The following is a 19,578-nucleotide window of genomic DNA, read 5'->3' as shown; positions in this document are numbered from 1 at the left end:
CGGCCCTGATGCCGCTACGGCGGCCGGTACGGCCCGGCGGCGCAGACCTCATTGAAGTCCGCGCCGCCGTTCCGATGTGCGGAACGGGTCAGCCGGCGGAGCCGCCGCGCATGGCCTTGCGCAGGTCGCTGGTCTGCTGCGCCAGCGTCTTCAGGTCGATCTTCTTGAGGGAACGCGTGGACGCCTCGCCCACGCCGATCACGTCACCGACCGAGGTGCTGTCGGCCCAGACACACAGGGGGACGTAGTCGCCCCCGCTCTCGGCGACCCCGCAGCGCAGCACGGCTCCCTTCGCGTCGGGGTCCTGGAGATCGAAGTCCTTCGGCGCGACGGCCATCGAGTTGGGGCCGAAGGCCGCCGTCACCCGCTGCGCGGGGTCGGACACCGTACCCGCACCGGTGTGGACGCCCAGGGTGACCGAGGGCCGGTTCTGCGGGCGGTAGACCGCATCGGTCTGGGTCAGGCCCTTCAACTCCGGGTACATCGCGGGCTTCCGCTTCTCCGGCGGGTACATCTGCGCGGTGGCCTTCGCGTCATAACGAAGTTCCGACGGGCCCGACTTCACCACCTTGGGCGTGGTCAGCTTCACCCCCGTGGGGTTGCTCTCCCCCTCACCCTGGCCCTGGCTCCCGCCCTGACTCTGTCCCCCTTCCTGGCTCTGTTCCCCTCCCTGGCTCTGCCCCGGCCCCTTCCGCGCCTCGGTATCGTCCCCACCACCGAGCTGCGACCACGCCAGATAGCCACCCCCGGCGAGCAGCACGACGGCAACCAGGACGACGGTGAGGATCAGGCCGGTGCGGCGCCGGGGAGGCGGCGGGGGCGGCGGCGCGAAGCCCGGGCCCCCACCTTGGCCCGGCAGTCCGGTCGGCGGCGTCGGGCCGTTCTGCGGCGCAACCGGTGCACCGGGATAGGACGGCAGCGGGGCGCCATATCCGGATGGCGGTGTCTGCGGCGGCTGGTGGGTCACAGTTGTCGGTTCCCTCGTCGTCGGTTGGTCGGTTGGCCGGTTGGCCGGTTGGCCGGTTGCAGGAGCCCGGACATCCTTCCGTATCGCTCGAAGCCGCCGACGTCAGGGGGCCGGTGCGGGACACCGTGGGCAGCCACCCACCCGGCCGGTGGCGGACGTTCGTCCAGCCGGCATCAGGTGCTCGTGAGGATCACCAGTCGCTGGGTCGCCCGGGTCATCGCGACATAACGGTCGACCGCTCCTTCGATGCCCGGGCCGAACTCCTCCGGGTCGATCAGGACGACCAGGTCGAACTCCAGCCCCTTCGTCAGCTCCGGGGGCAGCGACCGGACACGGGAGGTCGCCCGGAAGGTGGGATCGCCGATGACGCAGGCGATCCCGTCGCTCTGTGCGGCGAGCCAGGCGTCGAGGACCGAGTCCAGATCCGAGGTGGATCCGTGCACGACGGGGATGCCGCTGCTGCGGATGGAGGCCGGCACATTGGCGTCCGGGAGCACGGCCCGGATGACCGGCTCGGCCTCCGTCATGACTTCTTCCGGCGTCCGGTAGTTGATGCTCAGGGAGGCCAGGCCGACCCGGTCGAGACCGACCCGCTCCAGCCGTTCCCGCCACGACTCCGTGAACCCGTGCCGGGCTTGAGCACGGTCCCCGACGATGGTGAAGCTCCGGGACGGGCAGCGGAGCAGCAGCATCTGCCACTCCGCGTCGGTCAGTTCCTGTGCCTCGTCCACGACGATATGCGCGAACGGGCCCGCGAGCAGGTCCGGTTCGACGCTGGGCAGGGCGGACTCATCGACCAGGGTGTCCCGCAGGTCCTGTCCGCGCAGCATCGTCACCGCACCCTCACCGTCGTCATCGGCCGCGAGCACGTTGTCGATGACATCGGCCATCCGCTCGCGTTCGGCGGCGACCGCGGCCTGGTGCCGGCGCCGTCGCCGTGCCGTCTCCGGGTCGCCGAGCCGCTGCCGTGCCGCGTCCAGGAGCGGCAGGTCGGACACCGTCCAGGCGTGCGGAGCGTCCTTGCGCTGCAACTTCCGTACCTCGTCCGGGCTGAGCCACGGTGCGCACATCCGCAGGTAGGCGGGCACCGACCACAGGTCTCCGACGAGATCGGCCGCCTCCAGCAGCGGCCAGGCGCGGTGGAGGGTGGTCACCAGTTCCTCGTCGCGCAGCAGCGACCTGCGGAAGGCGTCGGGCGAGACCTCACCGTCGTACTTGTCCCGCAGGATCGTGAGCAGCTCCTCCCAGATCTGCTCGCGCGCCTCGTTGTGCGGCGTGCCGGGTTCCGGTGCGTCGAACGCCTCGGCCCAGTCGTCGGCGCTCAGCCAGAGGTCGGCCCAGTCGGTCGTGACCGTCATCCCCTCGGCGGGCGGCTCTTCGTAGAGCCTGACGGCCGCCTCGATCGCCTGCACCAGCTTCGCGGACGACTTCAGCCGCAGCACATCCGGATCGGCCTCGATCGCCGCGGTGGCTCCCTCGGCGACCAGGTCCCGCAAGGTGCAGGTCTGCACGCCCTCCTCGCCAAGACTGGGCAGGACGTCGGCGACATAGGCCAGGTAGGGCCGGTGCGGACCGACGAACAGCACCCCGCCCCGACGGTGACCGAGCCGGGGGTCGGAGTAGAGGAGGTAGGCGGAACGGTGCAGCGCGACAACGGTCTTCCCCGTACCCGGGCCGCCGTCGACGACCAGCGCGCCGCGGGACCCCGCACGGATGATGGCGTCCTGATCGGCCTGGAGGGTGCCGAGCACATCGCGCATCCGTGCCGACCTGTTGCCGCCCAGGCTCGCGATGAAGGCGGACTGGTCGTCGAGCGCGGCATGCCCGGCAAACCCGTCCGAGGTGAACACCTCGTCCCAGTAGTCGCTGATACGGCCGCGGGTCCACCGATACCTGCGGCGGCTCGCCAGCCCCATCGGGTTGGCGTGGGTGGCGCCGAAGAACGGCTCGGCCGCGGGAGAGCGCCAGTCGAGCAGCAGCCGGCGCCCCGCACTGTCCGTAAGACCGAGCCGTCCGACGTACACCGGCTCGGCGTCGTCCGCGCTCACCATGTGCCCGAGGCACAGATCCAGTCCGAAGCGCCGCAGTGCGCGCAGGCGCGCGGTCAGCCGGTGGATCTCCGCGTCCCGGTCCATCGCCTGCCGGCCCACGCCGCCGGGCGCCCGGCGCTCGGCATCGAGACGGTCGGACAGTTCGGCGATCGTCTGCTCAAGGCTCTCCGCGAGGGCCGCGAAGTGCTGCTCGTCATCGGCGATCAGCGCCGGGTCGGCCTTGAGGGAAAGGCGGTCGGGAAGGTCAAACACGCTGGTGGTCAGCGGGTGCACGGCATGGGCTCCGATCTGAGGGCGCGCGGTCGTGGCGCGCGGCGAGGGGGTGGGGATGGCGTGAGGGAGGAGGCTGGTGGCTGTGGCCGTGGCTGGGGTGAGGGGGCGACGGGCGTGACGGCATGACGGGCGTGACGGGCGTGACGGGCGATGCTCCGCCGGGTGTGGGCGGCCGGGGGGCGTTGTTGGTTCAGCCGTGACGTTGTTGGTTCAGCCGTGACGTTGTTGGTTCAGGCCGTGGTCGTTGCTTCAGCCCGTTGTGGTTGTCGGTTCAGGTCGCCAGGGTCTGTCGCGAGGGCTGTCGCCAGGGGCTGGGGGTTGTGGTGTGGTTCCGCGTCCTGGCTGGACGATGACGATCCGACCGGGTTACGCGGACATCGCCGGCTTCTCCCGGGTGACCGCGTCGCGCAGCAGCTTCGCGGCCACCGCCGCCCCGTCGGTGCGGATCGTGCCGGCCACCGCCCTGGCTCGTACGTGGGTCTCCGGGGTCAGGGTCGTCCTGAGCGCGGCGGACAGGGAGTTGAAGGTCGGCGCCTGACCGTCGTGTGCCGTGCCGATGCCCAGCTCGGCCACCCGGCGGGCCCAGTACGGCTGGTCCGCCGCCTGGGGCACCACCACCTGAGGCGCGCCGGCCAAGGCAGCCGTCATCGTGGTGCCCGCGCCGCCGTGGTGCACTACGGCGGCCACCCGGCGGAAAAGTGCCTGCTGGTTGACCTCGCCGACGACGCAGCAGTCGTCCCGGTCATCGATCAGGTCCAGGCCGGCCCAGCCGCGCCTGACGAGTACGCGGCGGCCCTGTGCCCGGACCGCCTCGATGGCCACCCGGGCGAGGTCCGTGGAGGCGTGCAAGGGCATGCTGCCGAAGCCCACGTACACCGGTGGTTCACCAGCGCGCAGGAACGCCTCCAGGCCGTCGGGGAGGGGACGTACGTCGGGCCGGATCCACGCGCCGGTCTGCACGACATCGAGCTCCGCCGGCTCCTGCCACGGATCCAGGACCGGGTCCGTCGCCAACCACGGCCGGTCGCCGACGACATAGGCGCGGACGTCGTCCACCGGGGGCAGACCGATCGACGCCCGGTTGGTGTTGAGCGCCGCACCGAACAGCACGTTGACGCTCTCCGCGTCCAGGTCCCACAGCACCCGGTTGTCGGTCACCCCCGGCGGGAACGGCCGGCCCGGATACGCCAGCGGCGGATGGTGCGGCGACGGCAGACCGAGCTGCTGGAAGGTCACGGAAACGGAGCGGACGTCCAGCTTCTCGGCCACCGACAGCGCCCCGGCCACGGCCGGCAGCATGCCGGTCGCCACCAGCACATCGCACCCCTCGGCCGCCGCGGCGACCGCGCCGAGCTGGCCGGCGATCAACTCGGCCGCGTAACGGGGCAGGGCTGACGGCGGCGGCGCCGCAGCCGTCAGCTCACGCGCCGACGGCCCCACAGGCACCAGCGGCACGCCGACCCCGGCCAGCAGGTCCCCGAACTCCTCGTCCGGCGGCGCACACACCCGCACCTCCGCACCGAGCGCCCGCAACTGCACCGCGAGCCCCACCAACGGTTCCACGTCCCCGCGCGATCCATACGTGGACAACACCACACGCATTTCGCATCCCCCATTTTCCTGCATTCCGGCTCAGGCCGGTGATTCTGCGGCACAACGGGGGCCTTGCCGCAAGCCCCCCAGTGCGCTATATCTTGAGAGTGGAAAGGAGCGAGGGATCTCCTTTCCTTTTCTTTTTTCCCTCCGCGCTCTCTTTCCCCTGCTCACTCTCCTTCTCCTTTGCCGCCCTCTGTGGGTGGATGGAGCACTCAGCGAAGTGGCGTTGGGCGGCGTACGGCAGCACTGCGGTAGGTCAGTACGTCGGTAGGCCGGCTTCATACTCCAGCGGTAGATCGCGATCAGGCTTGCTTGAGGTCGGTGCGCGGTGCTGCTCTACGCTGCTCTTCATGATCGCCCAGTTGCAGTGTGTGGTGTTGGACTGTGCCGATGTCGATGAGCTGTCGCGGTTCTACCAGTCGCTTCTCGGCGGCGTGGTGAACCAGCCGGATCCGCGCTGGTCGCTCGACGACGATTGGGCGACGCTCCACACCGGCGGTGGGCTCGTGCTGGCCTTCCAGCGGGCGGAAGACCATCAGCCACCACGGTGGCCGGACCCTGTCAGACCCCAGCAATTCCACCTCGACCTGGGGGTCAGCGACCTGGAACAAGCTCAGGAAGACGTCCTCAGTCTGGGCGCCACGCTGCTCGATGAGGGCGACGGAAAGCGGAGTTGGCGCATCTTCGCGGATCCCGCGGGCCACCCGTTCTGTCTCGTCCGGGACTGACGGTACTGGCTTGGGTAATGATCGACCGGTTCCTGGGGCACCAGGCCGGGGTCGGCTGGGTGACCGGCGGCGAAATCTACGGCGGGGCGCAGGAACAAGCACCGCGAAGCCCCCATGCGACCCGACTGACAATGCTTGTGCAGGGTCGGCGAGCGCGCGGTCAGAACCAGTGCAGGCAGTGCGGGGAGCGGTCGGCGCGGAAGAGGGCGTCGGCGAGGGTGGCCGCGCCCGGGCGGTGGGCCCGGATGTGTCCGGCACGTATGAGTGTGCTCGGGGCGGTGCCGCCGAGGTAGACCGAGCCCAGGTCGCTCACGTCCAGGGACAGGTCGGGCTCCCGGTCCGTCGGGACGCAGTCGGCCTTGCTGTCCCGGACGGTCAGCAGGTAGCGGCCGTGCTCGCCGAGGAACGGGTCGTCGACGTCGAGGACGAGTTCGCCGTCCATGAACCAGCCGCGCGCGGTCAGCGCACGCGGGACGTCCAGCAGCCGCACCCAGAGCCAGTCGGTGTCGTCGTTCACCTGGCCGGCGCGGAAGTCCGCAAGCTGCCAGCGCAGCGGGTGCTCGGGCGGGAAGTGCTTGAACACGACCTGAGTGACCAGGTCGTGTCCGAGCACGAACCGGGCCAGGGCCGCGAAGACCGCGTCGTCGGTGGCGATGGTCTCGTCGACCGTCAGGGTGCCGGACTCGACCGAGTAGCTGGTGTACCCGTCCGGGACGCCGTCGGCGTCGCGGTGGACGGCGACGTAGCGGGGCGCCGGGGAGACCGGGGGCTGCCCCGCGCCCAAGGCCCACCAGCGGTGCGGCCGGGACAGCGCGCCGGGCTGTGCGCGGCGGTAGCGGTCGTAGACCGCTTCCAGGATCTGGCCGCACTCGGCACGCCGCAGCAGCTCGACCGAGCCGGTGTCCGGGCCTGCCGCCGGAGCGCCGGCCGTTCCGCTCGCCCGGGGCAGGGCAAAGGCGGCCTGGTGGGGCGACACCGTCAGCCGCTGCGTGTAGGTCGCCGGTCCATAGCCGAACCTGCCGTAGATCGGGGCCTCGGAGGCCAGCAGTACGGAGAGGAATTCTCCTCGATCCCGCAGGTCGGTGAGCTGACGCCGCATCATCGCGCTGAGCACGCCCTGGCGTCGGTGTGAGGGCAGGACGCCGACGGCGGTCACCCCGGAGGCCGGGACGAGGATCTCACCGGGCAGGGTGAGCTCGAAGGAGTACGCACCGGCCGTACCGACGGGCCGTCCGTCCGCCGTCATGGCGATCAGGCCGCGGTCCATCTCAAGCGCCGACCACCAGACCCCGCCGCCACCCTCGGCCGGGGTTTCCGGAAAGCGCCCGAACGCGCCATGGAGTGTGTCGACGAAGACGTCGAGATCCTTGTCGGTCGTAGGACGGATCTCCATTGCTGCCGTAGCCTCCCCGGGATTCCGGCACCACGGCTCGTGGTGCCCCGGCACAGTGCAGCGTTGATGCGTGAACAGGGCAAGCGAATTACGGCGCCGGGCCGCCGCTGGTCACAGCCCCGCGGTCCTGGCCCGGCCCGGGGGGAGTTGTGGTGGTCGGGCTCGGCCGGGGGGGATCCCCGCGCGTGAGCGGAGGCGTCAGGCTGTGACTGGCAGTGGGTGACAGCCGCCCCAGGCGCCGTCATGGACGCGGCGGTCAGGACCGGGCCGCCCTCATCGCGCCAGCCGCGACGAGCCGACACCACCGCATTGGTGACCTGCCACGCCCTGCCGTGCCTGCCGTGCCCGCGTACACCGGAGAAAGGCACCGGCTCGGGGGCATCTGATGCTCGGCAGGTGGCAGCGCAGGGGGCCGAGCGCGAGAGGTCAGATATAACCGAGCGCGCCCAGACCACCGAGGCCGCCGAGCACCATGAACAGCGGCATCAGCACCTTCAACTCCACCCAGCTGCCGGCCTTGAACCGCATGCCCTTGGGTGGGCCGACGGGGTACCAGCGCTTGCGGCCTATCGGGATCGGCCACAGGACGGGGCAGCCGGAAACGGTCAGGGCATCGCCGATGTCATGGACCAGCGCGCCGAGGACGACCGGCAGACCCAGCCAGAGGTACTGCTGCCCCGGCTCGGTGAACAGCCAGCTCGCACCATTGCCCGGCTGGTCGAGAACGCCGACCAGGATCCATGCCGAGGCCGCGCCCAGCAGCCACACCAGTACATCGCTGGAGACCCGTGCCGCCCGCCACAGCAACCCTTCGATGGCGAGCACCAGATGGACGAAGAGGATGCCGAGGACCGCCCAGCGTCCGCCCTGCATCGCCAGCAGCGACATCCCGCCGCCGACCAGCACGGCCCACACCCAGGTGTGGGTGAGCGTGCGGTGGCCTCCGTTGCGGTTCGAGTCGCCACGCATCTTTGTCGCCTTGTAGACCGCGTGCGAGATGGCGTCGACCACCTCGCACAACATCCGCGACAGCGGCCCGAACGCCCGGGAAATGGTCGCGGACTTGTGGTCGAGGTCCGGGGCGAGCGCCGCTCCGGCACAGATCAGAGCCCCGCAGACGAGCACCGGCCAGGGCATCGGATGTCCGGCGGCAGCCGCCGCCGCACCCACCCCCAGCCAGGCCGCGGCCCCGGACAGCGAGTGCGCCGGTCCCATCATGGTTCTTCCCACCCCTTGTTCTCTTGCGCATGTCCACCTGCGCGGCACGTCGCTCCCGCACCGCTGAGCCGCCCCACTGACGCCCGGTCGGCGACTCAGCGTAGCGCCAGATGATCTCCCCCCAAGGAGCGGGTGAACCAACTCCCTCCCACCCGTCCGAGACAGCCCGCTGCGGCTGGGCGGAGGCATGGGATGCCTGAGGAGCGCTGGTTGTCGATGACGCGGTCCTCAGGAAGCCCTGATGCAGTTCTGATGTGACGTCAGTTCCCGTGCGTGGGGGGTGACTACAGCGCGTTGCCGGCGTGAGGGCGAGGGGCAAATAGACCCGAAGCGGGGGCAAGGCGGACGAGGGGCGAGGGGCGAGGGGCGAGGGGCGAGGGGCGAGGGGCGAGGGGCGAGGGGCGAGGGGCGAGGGGCGAGCAAGGGTGGGGCCACGGGGACGAGTGGAGGTGAGGTGGGGCCGAGCTGTGCCGGCGAGCAAGGACGGGACAAGGCAGGGCGAGGCGCCTGAGCCAAAAGGAGTGAGCAATCGCCCGGGCCAAAGCGGCGAGCGGAGGTAGGGAGAGTGGGTGGGACCGAGGGGTGAGGGCGGGGCGACGGGAACCAACGGCGCACACCCGGCCCCGCACCCCCGCCACGGAAGGGGCGCCGCTCCCCCCGGCCTCTGCACCGTCGGCCTCGGGTGATCTCCGCCACGCGTCGAGCGCGCTGCCGCGCCAGGAGCCTTCGTTCACGACAGCGCGTTCGCGGTCGTGCACAGATTGTAAAGACCTTGCGTGGAAGCCTCCCTCGATGCCGGGGCCACTCGGGGCAGCAAGGCGCCGCCACGGTCTCCGCTCCCTCGGCACCGCGGGTCCGTTCACCCCGGCGGGAGGTGACCGCCCCCCGGGCGCGGTGGCCCACGTTTCCGCAGGTCAGGGCGGATGACATAAGAGGTCGCAGGGCTGCCAGCGCGACCTCCGAGGGAAGGGCCGAGCCGTGGGGCGACCCGTAATCGGCGCTGTCGATCTTTGGCTGGGCTGTCCTTTGGCCGCCGGTTCCCTGATCTGGGTCGAAGACAGGCAGTATGGGGGCGTGACCCTCATCGATCATCTGCCGAATGACGCCGACCCCGATGCCCTCTTCGAAGCCTTTTCGGGCTGGGCCGAGCAGCAGGGCATCTCGCTCTACCCTGCCCAGGAGGAGGCGCTGATCGAGGTGGTCTCCGGAGCGAACCTCATCCTGTCCACCCCCACCGGCTCCGGTAAGAGCCTGGTGGCGGCCGGCGCGCACTTCACCGCTCTCGCCAATGATCAGGTCACCTTCTACACCGCGCCCATCAAGGCGCTGGTCTCGGAGAAGTTCTTCGATCTGTGCAAGCTGTTCGGCACCGAGAATGTCGGCATGCTCACCGGTGACGCATCGGTCAACGCCGACGCGCCGGTCATCTGCTGCACCGCCGAGGTACTCGCCTCGATAGCGCTGCGGGACGGCAAGGATGCTGACATCGGCCAGGTCGTGATGGACGAGTTCCACTTCTATGCCGAGCCGGACCGCGGCTGGGCATGGCAGATTCCGCTGCTCGAACTGCCGCAGGCGCAGTTCATTCTGATGTCGGCGACGCTCGGCGACATGTCGCGCTTCGAGGAGGATCTGACCCGGCGCACGGGGAAGCCGACGTCGGTGGTGCGCTCGGCCACCCGGCCGGTGCCGCTGTCGTACGAGTACCGCACGACGGCGCTGACGGAGACGCTCACCGAACTGCTGGAGACCCGCCAGTCCCCGGTCTACATCGTGCACTTCACTCAGGCCGCCGCCGTGGAGCGGGCGCAGGCCCTGATGAGCATCAATATGTGTACGCGTGCCGAGAAGGACGAGATCGCTCAGCTCATCGGGAACTTCCGGTTCACCACGAAGTTCGGCCGCAACCTGTCGCGGTATGTCCGCCATGGCATCGGCGTGCACCACGCCGGCATGCTGCCGAAGTACCGCCGGCTCGTCGAGAAGCTGGCGCAGGCGGGTTTGCTGAAGGTCATCTGCGGTACGGACACGCTCGGCGTGGGCGTCAATGTGCCTATCCGTACGGTGTTGTTCACCGCGCTGACCAAGTACGACGGCTCGCGGGTACGGACGCTGCGGGCGCGGGAGTTCCATCAGATCGCCGGCCGCGCCGGGCGGGCGGGCTTCGACACCGCGGGCTTCGTGGTCGGGCAGGCTCCCGAGCATGTCGTGGAGAACGAGAAGGCGCTGGCCAAGGCGGGCGACGACCCCAAGAAGCGCCGGAAGGTGGTGCGCAAGAAGGCGCCGGAGGGCTTCGTCAACTGGGGCGAGAACACCTTCGAGAAGCTGATCGCTTCCGACCCCGAGCCGCTGAACTCCCGTTTCCGGGTGACGCACACAATGCTGTTGTCCGTGATCGCCCGGCCGGGGAATGCCTTCGAGGCGATGCGCAAGCTCCTCGAGGACAACCATGAGCCGCGCAGGAACCAGCTCAGGCATATCCGGCGAGCCATCGCGATCTATCGCTCGCTGGTGGACGGCGGAATCGTGGAACGGCTGGCGGAGCCGGACGCGGAGGGCCGGATCGTCCGGCTGACCGTCGACCTTCAGCAGGACTTCGCACTCAACCAGCCGCTGTCGACGTTCGCCCTGGCCGCGTTCGACCTGCTGGACCCCGAGTCGCCGTCCTACGCGCTGGACATGGTCTCGGTGGTGGAGTCCACGCTGGACGATCCGCGGCAGATCCTGGCCGCGCAGCAGAACAAGGCCCGGGGCGAAGCGGTCGCCCAGATGAAGGCCGATGGCGTCGAGTACGAAGAGCGCATGGAACGGCTCATGGACGTCGAGTACCCGAAGCCGCTGGAAGAGCTGCTTTTCCACGCCTACGGCCTCTACCGCAAGAGTCACCCGTGGGTCGGCGACCACCCGCTGTCGCCGAAGTCGGTCATCCGCGATATGTACGAACGCGCCATGACCTTCACGGAGTTCACGTCCTTCTACGAGCTGGCGCGCACCGAGGGGATCGTGCTGCGCTACCTGGCGAGTGCGTTCAAGGCGCTGGATCACACCGTGCCGGACGATCTGAAGTCCGAGGACTTCGAGGACATCATCGCCTGGCTGGGCGAGATGGTGCGGCAGGTGGACTCCAGTCTGCTGGACGAGTGGGAGCAGCTCGCCAATCCGGAGGTGGAGACGGCGGAGCAGGCCGCTGAGCGGGCGGATCAGGTCCGGCCGGTCACGTCCAACGCGCGGGCGTTCCGGGTGCTGGTGCGCAATGCGATGTTCCGGCGGGTGGAGCTGGCGGCGCTGGACAAGGTCGAGGAGCTCGGCGAGATGGATGCCGATTCCGGCTGGGACGTGGACGCCTGGGGCGAGGCGATGGACGCCTACTGGGACGAATACGACGAGCTGGGCACCGGCCCGGATGCGCGCGGCCCGAAGCTGCTTCAGATCGAGGAGGATGCCGCGCACGGGCTGTGGAAGGTGCGGCAGACTTTCGCCGACCCGAACGGTGATCACGACTGGGGCATCTCCGCGGAGGTGGATCTGGCCGCCTCCGACGAGGAGGGGCGCGCGGTCGTGCGGGTCACGGACGTGGGTCAGTTGTGAGGCGGCGGCTTCGGCCGAAGCCGCCGGAGGATGTGACGGAGGGCCACCGGTCATGACCAATCCTGCCGAGAAGCTGGTCGATCTGCTGGATCTCGAGCAGATCGAGGTGAACATCTTCCGGGGCCGCAGTCCCCAGGAATCGCTACAGCGGGTCTTCGGCGGGCAGGTCGCGGGCCAGGCGTTGGTGGCGGCCGGGCGGACCACGGAAGGGGACCGCCCGGTCCACTCCCTCCATGCGTACTTTCTGCGGCCCGGCCGGCCAGGGGTGCCGATCGTGTACCAGGTCGAGCGGGTCCGCGACGGGCGGTCCTTCACCACCCGCCGGGTCGTGGCCGTCCAGCAGGGACGCACGATCTTCAATCTGACCGCCTCCTTTCACAAGCCGGAGCCCGGCTTCGATCATCAGTTGCCGATGCGCCGGGCGGTGCCCGACCCGGAGGAACTGCCGACGGTCGCGGACGAGGTCCGCGAGCGCCTGCGCGATCTGCCCGAGGGTCTGGAGCGGATGGCGCGCCGGATGCCGTTCGAGATCCGGTATGTCGACCGGCTGCGCTGGACACCGGACGAGATCGAGGGCGCGGAACCGCGCAGCGCGGTGTGGATGCGCGCGGTCGGGCCGCTGGGCGACGATCCGCTCGTCCACACCTGCGCGCTGACCTACGCCAGCGATATGACGCTGCTGGACGCCGTCCGCATCCCCATCGAACCGCTCTGGGGGCCGCGCGGGTTCGACATGGCCTCGCTCGACCATGCGATGTGGTTTCACCGTCCGTTCCGCGCGGACGAGTGGTTCCTCTACGACCAGGAGTCGCCGATCGCCACCGGCGGCCGGGGCCTGGCCCGCGGGCGGATCTACGACCGGGAGGGCAGGCTGTTGGTATCGGTCGTCCAAGAGGGGTTGTTCAGGAAACTCGGCGGCTGACCGGGGCGGGCGGCGGAGGTCGCGGCGGCGGGTGTCCGCAGGCGTCCCGGGGCTTCCCTGCGGGCCGTTTCGAGTTCTCGGGAGAGGTTGACGCGGTACCACATCACCTCGTCGAAGTCGTCCGCCGTCAGCACCCGCTCATAGGATTCCCGGGCGGCCGGGGTCACCGTGATCACGGATGCCAGAACGGGCCTGAGCCGGCGCAGCAGGGCCCGCTCCCGCGGGTCCTCGGCCACCGAGGCGAGTTCCTCCGGGGGCAGCACGGCGGCAATCACCGCGGCCGCTTCCCAGGGGTCGTCGGTCTGCCCCATGAGCTGGGCGACCCGTCGGCTGCGCCACTGGCGGGCCCGCCAGTCCTGTCCGCTGTCGAGCATCACCCGCATCGCCGCGGGGGTGTTGCCCCGCATCAGGTCGGGTTCGCGGTCGGCGAAGTCGGAAACCTCGGCCGCGAGATAGAGCCAGACCACCGCGCCGAAGCGGTTCACATAGAACCTGACGGGGCCGAAGCAGCCGGCCCGGGTCAGGCGCAGGACGCGTCCGGGGCCGATGCCCATCAGTGCGGCGGCCTCGTTGGTGCTGACCGTCCGGATCCGTTCGCGGAGCGCCTCCGGGAAGCCGGGCTCGGCCTGGAGGCGGGTGATCTCCTCCGCCGGGACCCGGCGTCGGCCGAGCGATCCGGCGGCTCCGGGCCGGCCGTCGGTCCCGGCCGGGACCGTCCGCACCTTTCCGAGCTGGGTGGCGAGCTCGAACTCGCCGTTCCTCAGCTCCAGTTCACGGGCCGCTCGTCCCATCGTGAGCGTCTGCTGCCCGTCGCACATCACTGTCATGCCATTCCCCCCGCAACTCGGTCGATCACTGACAGTGACGACTGTAGCCGCAGGCGATGACAGCGGGTCAACCCCCGCCTCAGACCTGTGGATAACTTTCCGGCTGGCGGGCCGCGACGCCCAGATGCTCGCCGACGCGGTTGACCAGCAGCGTCATTTCGTAGGCGACCTGACCCAAGTCGGCGTCGGCCGCGGCCAGCACGCACAGGCAGCTGCCGTCGCCCGCCGCCGTCACGAACAACACCCCGTCGTCGAACTCGACCATGGTCTGCCGCACCCGCCCGATGCCGAAGTGGAGCGCCGACCCCTTCGCGAGGCTGTGCAGTCCCGACGCGACCGCCGCGAGATGCTCGGCGTCGTCCCGCTGGAGTCCTTCGCTGGCCCCCGTCACCAGGCCGTCGTTGGAGAGCACCAGCGTGTGCCGTACCTTCTCCACCCGTTTGGTCAGGTCGTCCAGCAGCCAGTCGAGTCCGCTGCTCAATGCCATTGCCGCTTCCTCCCCGTGTCATTGCCCGCACTCTTGGCCGGACCGCAGCCCGTGGTCCGTTCGAGGGCCGCCGTGCCAGCCTGTCCCACCTCGGCCGTCTCGGCAAGCGGCCCCTCGGTCCGGCGTGCCAGGGGACACCGGTTCGTGCCGGATGGCCGAGGATGTCGGCATGGCACACAAGATGACGAAGGACGAGTGGCAGAGGTTCCTTTCCGAGGGGACCCGGACCGGCAAACTGGCGACCGTACGGGACGACGGCGGCCCGCACCTCGCGCCGGTGTGGTTCCTGATGGACGGTGACGAGCTGGTGTTCAACACCGGGGCGGAGACGGTCAAGGGCCGCAACCTCGCCCGCGACGGGAGGGTGGCACTGTGCGTCGATGACGACCGGCCACCGTTTTCCTTCGTGGTGGTGCACGGGACGGCGGAGATCAGCAGCGATCTGACGGAGGTCCGTCACTGGGCGGCCCGGATCGCGGCCCGCTACATGGGCGAGGAGCGGGCGGAGGAGTTCGGCGCCCGCAACGGTGTGCCGGGCGAGCTGGTGGTGCGGGTCAGGGTCGACAAGGTGATCGCCCTGGCGGACGTAGCGGACTGAGGGCGCCCGTGGCGCGGCCCCCCGCGCCGCGCCACGTGCCGCCGCGGTCATCCCACCGAATCCAGCACCCTGCCGGAGTGCCGCCGCCCCGCGTGCTCGACGAGCCGTACCAGCACTTCCTTGCCGGAGTCGCGGTCCCTCGCGTCGCAGAGCACGACGGGGGTGCTGCGGTCCAGGTCCAGCGCGCGGGCCACCTCGTCGGCGCCGTAGGACCGGGACTCCGCGAAGCAGTTGACGGCCACCAGGAACGGGATCGCGCGGCGCTCGAAGTAGTCGACCGCCGGGAAGCAGTCCTGGAGCCGCCGGGTGTCGGCCAGGACGACGGCGCCCAGTGCGCCCTCCGACAGGTCGTCCCACAGGAACCAGAAGCGGTCCTGCCCCGGGGTGCCGAAGAGATAGAGCGACAGGCCCTGCCGGATGGTGATGCGGCCGAAGTCCATCGCCACGGTGGTGGTGCCCTTGAGGTCCACTCCCCCGGTGTCGTCGACCGTCTCACCCGCCTCGCTGAGCCGTTCCTCCGTACGCAGCGGGTGGATCTCACTGACCGAGCCCACCAGTGTTGTCTTGCCCACGCCGAAGCCGCCCGCGACTAAGATCTTCAGGGTCAACTCGGCGTCGAGGCCCGGGGCTGCGCCCTCCGGGGCCCCTTGTGCGGCGTTCATCGGCCGTCTCCTCCAGGATGCAGGGTCCTGCGTGTCACGGGGTATGTGGATGCATGGCTCGACGGGGGGGGAGCCTTCGGCGGCAGAGGGCCGCCCGAATTCCATGGCGAGGACCGTACCGCCCGCTGACAGGGATTTTCGCGGAATCGCCAAAGCCGTCACGTCTTCCGATCAAGAAGCCCATCAACCTCCGGATTCGTGATAGTTGAGCCGGGGCGAGGCATCCGCTGCCGGAGTCCGGTCCGTCCTCCGCGGCGTGCGCCGGGTGGCCGGCCGGGCGGTGCGGGATCATGGGCTCATGAGGCGGCAGCAGGCACCGGAGCGGCACGGGGTCACCGCCCGTGGCGCCCGTCCCGCCCGGTGCCGTCGAGTGCCACGGCATCGCCGCCCTCGCCGCCCGTCGCACTCCCGGAGGAGCCCGATGACCGACCACCACGCCGACCGTCCGCAGGAGGTCCGTGCGTTCTTCGCGTCCCGCGCCGCCACCTGGGACACGAAGTTCCCCGACGACGGCCCCGCCTATGCGGCCGGCGTCGCCGGACTGGGCCTCCAGGAAGGCGAACGGGTCCTGGACGCCGGCTGCGGTACCGGACGCGCGCTGCCCGCGCTCCGGGCGGCCGTGGGCCCGCTCGGAACGGTGCTGGGCGCCGATCTCACGCCCGAGATGCTGCAAGCCGCCGTACGGGCCGGGCGCGACCGGGACGCGGCGCTGCTGCTCGCGGACGTGGCCCGGCTGCCGCTGCCCGACGCCGCGCTGGACGCCGTGTTCGCCGCGGGGCTGCTGTCGCATCTGCCGGACTCTGCGGGCGGCCTCAGCGAGCTCGCCAGGACCGTACGCCCCGGTGGCCGGCTGGCCCTCTTCCACCCCATCGGGCGGGCCGCCCTCGCCGCGCGCAAGGGCCGCCCGCTCACGCCCGACGATCTGCGGGCCGAGCCGAATCTGCGGCCTCTCCTCGCCGACTGCGGCTGGGACCTCGTCCGGTACGAGGACGAGGACTCCCGCTACCTGGCGCTGGCGGTCCGCCAGGGCTGACGCCCGCGCGGACGGGACCGGTGTGTCAGGCCGCCGGGCCCTCCCCGTGCGGAACCGGGCAGGTGCCAGTGGGGCGGGAGGTGGGGAAGGTGCCGAGCTCGGCCAATCGGAAGCCGTTGGGATAGCCCTTGATCTCGGGGTTCTGGCGGGCGTAGTGCGGGGTGCGGCGGGGCGGCAGCAGCCGTACGGCCTTGGCGCGCAGCTTCAGGGCGGTGCGGACCGCCTTCTGGACCGCCGGCTTGGGCCGCTCGTACCGGAAGGCGTCCAGCAGCGAGTCGTCCAGGAGGGCCATGCTGGCACCGCGCACCACCGGGGCGAACGGGCCGTACCACCCCGCCATCAGGTCCAGGGTCGCGTCCGAGACCCGTCGCGCGCCCTCGTCCCAGCCGAAGTGCGCCTCCTCGTAGGCGTCGAGGCACTGCTCGAAGTCCTCGTAGGTCTGCGGGAGATCGGTGATGCCCATGTGGCGGCCGAGGGTGCGGTAGTAGGTGGCCACGGCATGCTGCTCGTGCGCGGTCAGCCGCCGCCAGCCGTACTCGTCGAGCCAGCGCTTGGGCACCACCACGAAGGTGCACAGGACATAGCGCATGTCCTCGTTGCTGATGTCATAGCTGCGGTGCATCTGGTTGATGCGCCGGATCGCCGTCCGGCCGTCCTCGCCGTCGAAGCCGTGCTCGACGACTGCGTCCAGGAGGAGGGCGGTGTCGTCATAGCGCTTTTGGGTACGGTCCGTCAGCTCCGCTGTCTCGGCGAGCAGCCGGCCGATGCTCGGCACGGCATAGGTGCGGTAGAGCGCCAGCTCCAGCGCCCGGGTGAGGTCCCAGGGGAATTCGTGGGTCGCGATGATGCGGTAGATCCGCAGGAAGTCGCGCTCCGGGTCGAGCCGCCGGATCTCCCTCAACCAGTCGTAGCGCCGCACCTGACAACCGTCCCTTCGTTCGCCGAACCGCCAATTTTACGGGCGTGGGCGGCACTTGAACGGTGCGGCGGGGTGTCAGATCACGCCGCGCGGTGGCCGGAATCAGCCGCGGCGGGCGGTCTCCCGTGAGCGCTTCGGCACACCGGACGGCCGACGGGCGCCGCGGGTGCCACGCCCCGGGGTACGGGCGTCGGCGCCGTAGCGGTCGGTGAGCGTGGCATCCACTACGGCCAGCGCCGCCTTGACCGGCATACCCGTGCGGCCGGCGAGCGTCAGCCGCTCCTGGACCTCGCGTGGTGTGCGCGGGCGGTAACCCGGTCCCGTACCGCAGCACCCGCCGTGGAAGGTCAGCCCCGCGCGCAACACTGCCTCCAGAGCGCGCCACCCGGCCGCGTCGCGCCGCTTGGGCACCGCCAGGTCCGCGCCCGCGTCGATCAGCTCACCACGACACTGCGGGCAGTGACCCGGTCCCCGCGAGGTCGGCGTCTTCTTCCACGCGGCCCGGCAAACCAGGCACACGAAGTGCATCCGGCGGCTGTAAAAACACATCCGCGCAGCGTACGGCTGGTGACAAGCCCGTACCAAGCCAATTAGGGTGCGCCGACATACTCCGCAATGGACCCGATGGGGAGGCCCGCGTGCCCACGACCGAGAGCGCCGACAACGATCAGTTGTTCGTGCTGACGGCGGTGCTGCTGACGCCCGCGCAGTTCCCGAGCGTGCTCGGCGACGACTACCCCGAGGTGTGCGCGGGCCTGGGGCTCGAACCGTACGCGGAGGGCTACGGGCTGGTCCTGGGTCAGGACGGGGACGGCGGGCGCTGGACCGTCGTGACGGAGGATGTGTCACTCGTCGCCTGCGCGATCGCGGCCTGGGACTGCGGCATGGAGTACGACCTCTCGCCCGGCGAGAACAGCATCGTCGGGGCGCTGCCCGGATGGCCGCTCGCGCTCGCCGTGGCGGCACCCGGTGTGCCGAAGCCGCACGATCCCGAGCCACAGGAGGGCGACCCGGCGCCGCTCACCCCTCCGGACGCCGAGGAGTGGGGGCCGGCGCAACGGCGGCTCGGCGCGGACGAGATCGCCATGCAATGGGCGGCGTGGCGGGAGCAGGTGGAGGGCGATGTCAGCTTTGCCGAGCCGGGGGATGAGGCGCATGAAGGGGTGCGGCGGGTGCTGAAGGAGGCCCGCGGCTATGTGGACGAGCCGCCGCCGCCCGGGCGGGTGCGGTCGTCGTTCGCGGCGGGGGAGGCGCGGACGCTGCGGGTGGATGGGCCCGGGTGGAGCATGGTTGCCCGTACCGATGACATTGCGTTCGTGCTGCTGGATGACGAGCCGGGTGAGGTGCATCCGGTGGGGCGGGGGCCCGAACTGCCGGGGCTGTTGGCGGCGCTTGACGAGTTGGCGGCGCGGCCCGTCTGAAAAGTCGGTGCCCTCCGCTTTTGGCGATGCTTGGGTGGGGCTCGTGTTTGGCTGCGGGTTCGTTGTGGCTGGGCGCGCAGTTCCCCGCGCCCCTGTGTGGTCGCCGGTGCGTTGTTTGGTGCGGGGCCGTGGTGGCTGGTGCGCCTGTCTGATCGCCGTACGTCGCTTGGTGCGGCGCCGTTGGTGGCTGGCGCCGTTGCGGGGTCTGTGGTTGCCGCGGGGGTCGGAGGGGACGCACCGGGGCCCGTCCTCGGCGCGGGCGACGCGGGTGCGTGGGATTGATTGCCCCGGTGTTTGCTCCGGTCCTGCGGGCGGGCCCCGGTACATCCCCTCCGACCGTCCCCCGTTGCCGACTGCCGGACGGTGGCACCGTCCGTCACAGCCCAGCTCGGCCCGCGTCCAAGCTGCTGGGGACGGCCCGGCCAGGTGCTTGCCAAGAGGTGCCGCTGTATTGCCGTAACGGTGATCGGTATGGCGGGTCAGCCGCGTACGGACGGTGGTCGGAGGGGATGTCCGGTGCCCCGCCCGCAGGACCGGAGCGGACGCCGGGGTGCCTTACCTCTGGGAGCAGGGCCGCCCGCGCCGAGGACGGGGTACCGGGCGTCCCCTCCGACCCGCCACCCACCCGCCGTAGGCGCAACCGGCCCAAGCCCACGGCAACCCGCTCAGCGGCCGAGTTGTTTGCGGCTGACGCGGCGTAGGCGGCGGCGTTGGGAGGAGTCGAGGGTCAGATACGCGACGGCCGGGATGCCGACCATGACCAAGAGGGCCGCCCAGAAGGGCAGCAGCCACAACAGGATCACTCCCACCGCGACGCCGCCGACCGCGACCTTCGCTTGAGTGGACATCTTCACGCCCCTTCCGCGGCGCATGCCGCGCTCTGTGTACTCCATTG

General features: G+C 70.7%; 17 protein-coding genes. 6 read left to right on the top strand and 11 right to left on the bottom strand.

From position 1 onward, the window contains the following. Positions 1–88: 88 nt before the first annotated feature. The 3 genes from ACFWJW_RS07615 to ACFWJW_RS07605 form a co-directional block, all read right to left on the bottom strand. The gene (locus ACFWJW_RS07615; RefSeq protein WP_387236385.1) at positions 89–967 is read right to left on the bottom strand and encodes a hypothetical protein; all 879 of its coding nucleotides are present in this window, start codon (positions 965–967) and stop codon (positions 89–91) included. A 173-nt stretch (positions 968–1,140) separates the two neighbouring features. Beyond that, complete coding sequence (helR, locus tag ACFWJW_RS07610; protein WP_387236382.1) at positions 1,141–3,291, bottom strand: RNA polymerase recycling motor ATPase HelR; 2,151 nt, start codon at positions 3,289–3,291, stop codon at positions 1,141–1,143. A 366-nt stretch (positions 3,292–3,657) separates the two neighbouring features. Beyond that, positions 3,658–4,893 (bottom strand): glycosyltransferase, encoded by a 1,236-nt coding sequence (locus tag ACFWJW_RS07605; RefSeq protein WP_387236380.1) that lies wholly within the window; start codon positions 4,891–4,893, stop codon positions 3,658–3,660. A 344-nt stretch (positions 4,894–5,237) separates the two neighbouring features. Between ACFWJW_RS07605 and ACFWJW_RS07600 the strand changes: the two genes are divergently transcribed. Beyond that, a complete protein-coding gene (locus tag ACFWJW_RS07600) occupies positions 5,238–5,615 on the top strand; it encodes a VOC family protein (protein WP_387236377.1) in 378 nt (125 codons plus the stop codon). A 160-nt stretch (positions 5,616–5,775) separates the two neighbouring features. Here ACFWJW_RS07600 and ACFWJW_RS07595 read toward each other — a convergent pair whose 3' ends face one another. Beyond that, positions 5,776–7,008 carry a GNAT family N-acetyltransferase gene (locus tag ACFWJW_RS07595; RefSeq protein ID WP_387236374.1) on the bottom strand — a complete coding sequence of 411 codons (1,233 nt, stop codon included), beginning with the start codon at positions 7,006–7,008 and terminating at the stop codon, positions 5,776–5,778. Positions 7,009–7,434: 426 nt separating this feature from the next. Beyond that, on the bottom strand, positions 7,435–8,226 hold the full coding sequence (locus tag ACFWJW_RS07590; RefSeq protein WP_387236371.1) for a metal-dependent hydrolase: 792 nt from the start codon (positions 8,224–8,226) through the stop codon (positions 7,435–7,437). A gap of 1,074 nt (positions 8,227–9,300) precedes the next feature. On the opposite strand from ACFWJW_RS07590, the gene ACFWJW_RS07585 reads away from it, so the two are divergent. Together ACFWJW_RS07585 and ACFWJW_RS07580 are read left to right on the top strand one after the other, a co-directional pair. After that, entirely contained in the window at positions 9,301–11,814 is a 2,514-nt protein-coding gene (locus ACFWJW_RS07585; protein WP_387236368.1) for a DEAD/DEAH box helicase, read from the top strand. A gap of 52 nt (positions 11,815–11,866) precedes the next feature. Next, a complete protein-coding gene (locus tag ACFWJW_RS07580) occupies positions 11,867–12,736 on the top strand; it encodes an acyl-CoA thioesterase (RefSeq protein ID WP_387236366.1) in 870 nt (289 codons plus the stop codon). Here ACFWJW_RS07580 and ACFWJW_RS07575 read toward each other — a convergent pair. Further along, on the bottom strand, positions 12,667–13,563 hold the full coding sequence (locus ACFWJW_RS07575) for a DUF6397 family protein (protein ID WP_387236363.1): 897 nt from the start codon (positions 13,561–13,563) through the stop codon (positions 12,667–12,669). The two genes, ACFWJW_RS07580 and ACFWJW_RS07575, sit on opposite strands and share 70 nt — an antisense overlap. A gap of 79 nt (positions 13,564–13,642) precedes the next feature. After that, the gene (locus ACFWJW_RS07570) at positions 13,643–14,050 is read right to left on the bottom strand and encodes a roadblock/LC7 domain-containing protein (RefSeq protein ID WP_387236360.1); all 408 of its coding nucleotides are present in this window, start codon (positions 14,048–14,050) and stop codon (positions 13,643–13,645) included. Positions 14,051–14,219: 169 nt separating this feature from the next. Between ACFWJW_RS07570 and ACFWJW_RS07565 the strand changes: the two genes are divergently transcribed. Continuing rightward, positions 14,220–14,648: a PPOX class F420-dependent oxidoreductase gene (locus tag ACFWJW_RS07565; protein ID WP_387236358.1), complete on the top strand. Its 429-nt coding sequence runs from the start codon at positions 14,220–14,222 to the stop codon at positions 14,646–14,648. Positions 14,649–14,695: 47 nt separating this feature from the next. Here the strand turns inward: ACFWJW_RS07565 and ACFWJW_RS07560 are convergent, their stop codons facing one another. Further along, a complete protein-coding gene (locus ACFWJW_RS07560; protein WP_387236355.1) occupies positions 14,696–15,310 on the bottom strand; it encodes an ATP/GTP-binding protein in 615 nt (204 codons plus the stop codon). Between the two features lie 421 nt (positions 15,311–15,731). Between ACFWJW_RS07560 and ACFWJW_RS07555 the strand changes: the two genes are divergently transcribed. After that, complete coding sequence (locus ACFWJW_RS07555; protein ID WP_387236352.1) at positions 15,732–16,343, top strand: class I SAM-dependent methyltransferase; 612 nt, start codon at positions 15,732–15,734, stop codon at positions 16,341–16,343. Between the two features lie 25 nt (positions 16,344–16,368). Here ACFWJW_RS07555 and ACFWJW_RS07550 read toward each other — a convergent pair whose 3' ends face one another. Both ACFWJW_RS07550 and ACFWJW_RS07545 read right to left on the bottom strand, forming a co-directional pair. Continuing rightward, complete coding sequence (locus ACFWJW_RS07550; protein ID WP_387236349.1) at positions 16,369–17,262, bottom strand: oxygenase MpaB family protein; 894 nt, start codon at positions 17,260–17,262, stop codon at positions 16,369–16,371. 102 nt (positions 17,263–17,364) lie between these two features. Beyond that, on the bottom strand, positions 17,365–17,811 hold the full coding sequence (locus tag ACFWJW_RS07545) for a hypothetical protein (RefSeq protein ID WP_387236346.1): 447 nt from the start codon (positions 17,809–17,811) through the stop codon (positions 17,365–17,367). A gap of 89 nt (positions 17,812–17,900) precedes the next feature. Between ACFWJW_RS07545 and ACFWJW_RS07540 the strand changes: the two genes are divergently transcribed. Beyond that, positions 17,901–18,683, top strand: coding sequence for a hypothetical protein (locus tag ACFWJW_RS07540; RefSeq protein WP_387236343.1), 783 nt, complete (start codon positions 17,901–17,903; stop codon positions 18,681–18,683). Positions 18,684–19,348: 665 nt separating this feature from the next. Here the strand turns inward: ACFWJW_RS07540 and ACFWJW_RS07535 are convergent. Continuing rightward, entirely contained in the window at positions 19,349–19,531 is a 183-nt protein-coding gene (locus tag ACFWJW_RS07535; protein WP_042161392.1) for a hypothetical protein, read from the bottom strand. Positions 19,532–19,578 lie beyond the last annotated feature (47 nt).

This window comes from Streptomyces sp. NPDC127097 (genome assembly GCF_042724075.1).
In the GTDB taxonomy this organism is placed as follows: domain Bacteria; phylum Actinomycetota; class Actinomycetes; order Streptomycetales; family Streptomycetaceae; genus Streptomyces.
The sequence above is the reverse complement of the archived record's forward strand: the minus strand, read 5'-3'. Positions and strand labels throughout refer to the sequence as shown.

Coding starts and splice junctions, on each gene's coding strand:
- ACFWJW_RS07565 (WP_387236358.1), top strand. CDS start 14,220: ATGGCACACAAGATGACGAAGGACGAGTGGCAGAGGTTCCTTTCCGAG.
- ACFWJW_RS07575 (WP_387236363.1), bottom strand. CDS start 13,563: ATGACAGTGATGTGCGACGGGCAGCAGACGCTCACGATGGGACGAGCG.
- ACFWJW_RS07560 (WP_387236355.1), bottom strand. CDS start 15,310: ATGAACGCCGCACAAGGGGCCCCGGAGGGCGCAGCCCCGGGCCTCGAC.
- ACFWJW_RS07535 (WP_042161392.1), bottom strand. CDS start 19,531: ATGTCCACTCAAGCGAAGGTCGCGGTCGGCGGCGTCGCGGTGGGAGTG.
- ACFWJW_RS07555 (WP_387236352.1), top strand. CDS start 15,732: ATGACCGACCACCACGCCGACCGTCCGCAGGAGGTCCGTGCGTTCTTC.
- ACFWJW_RS07600 (WP_387236377.1), top strand. CDS start 5,238: ATGATCGCCCAGTTGCAGTGTGTGGTGTTGGACTGTGCCGATGTCGAT.
- ACFWJW_RS07590 (WP_387236371.1), bottom strand. CDS start 8,226: ATGATGGGACCGGCGCACTCGCTGTCCGGGGCCGCGGCCTGGCTGGGG.
- ACFWJW_RS07595 (WP_387236374.1), bottom strand. CDS start 7,008: ATGGAGATCCGTCCTACGACCGACAAGGATCTCGACGTCTTCGTCGAC.
- ACFWJW_RS07605 (WP_387236380.1), bottom strand. CDS start 4,893: ATGCGTGTGGTGTTGTCCACGTATGGATCGCGCGGGGACGTGGAACCG.
- ACFWJW_RS07545 (WP_387236346.1), bottom strand. CDS start 17,811: ATGTGTTTTTACAGCCGCCGGATGCACTTCGTGTGCCTGGTTTGCCGG.
- ACFWJW_RS07580 (WP_387236366.1), top strand. CDS start 11,867: ATGACCAATCCTGCCGAGAAGCTGGTCGATCTGCTGGATCTCGAGCAG.
- ACFWJW_RS07570 (WP_387236360.1), bottom strand. CDS start 14,050: ATGGCATTGAGCAGCGGACTCGACTGGCTGCTGGACGACCTGACCAAA.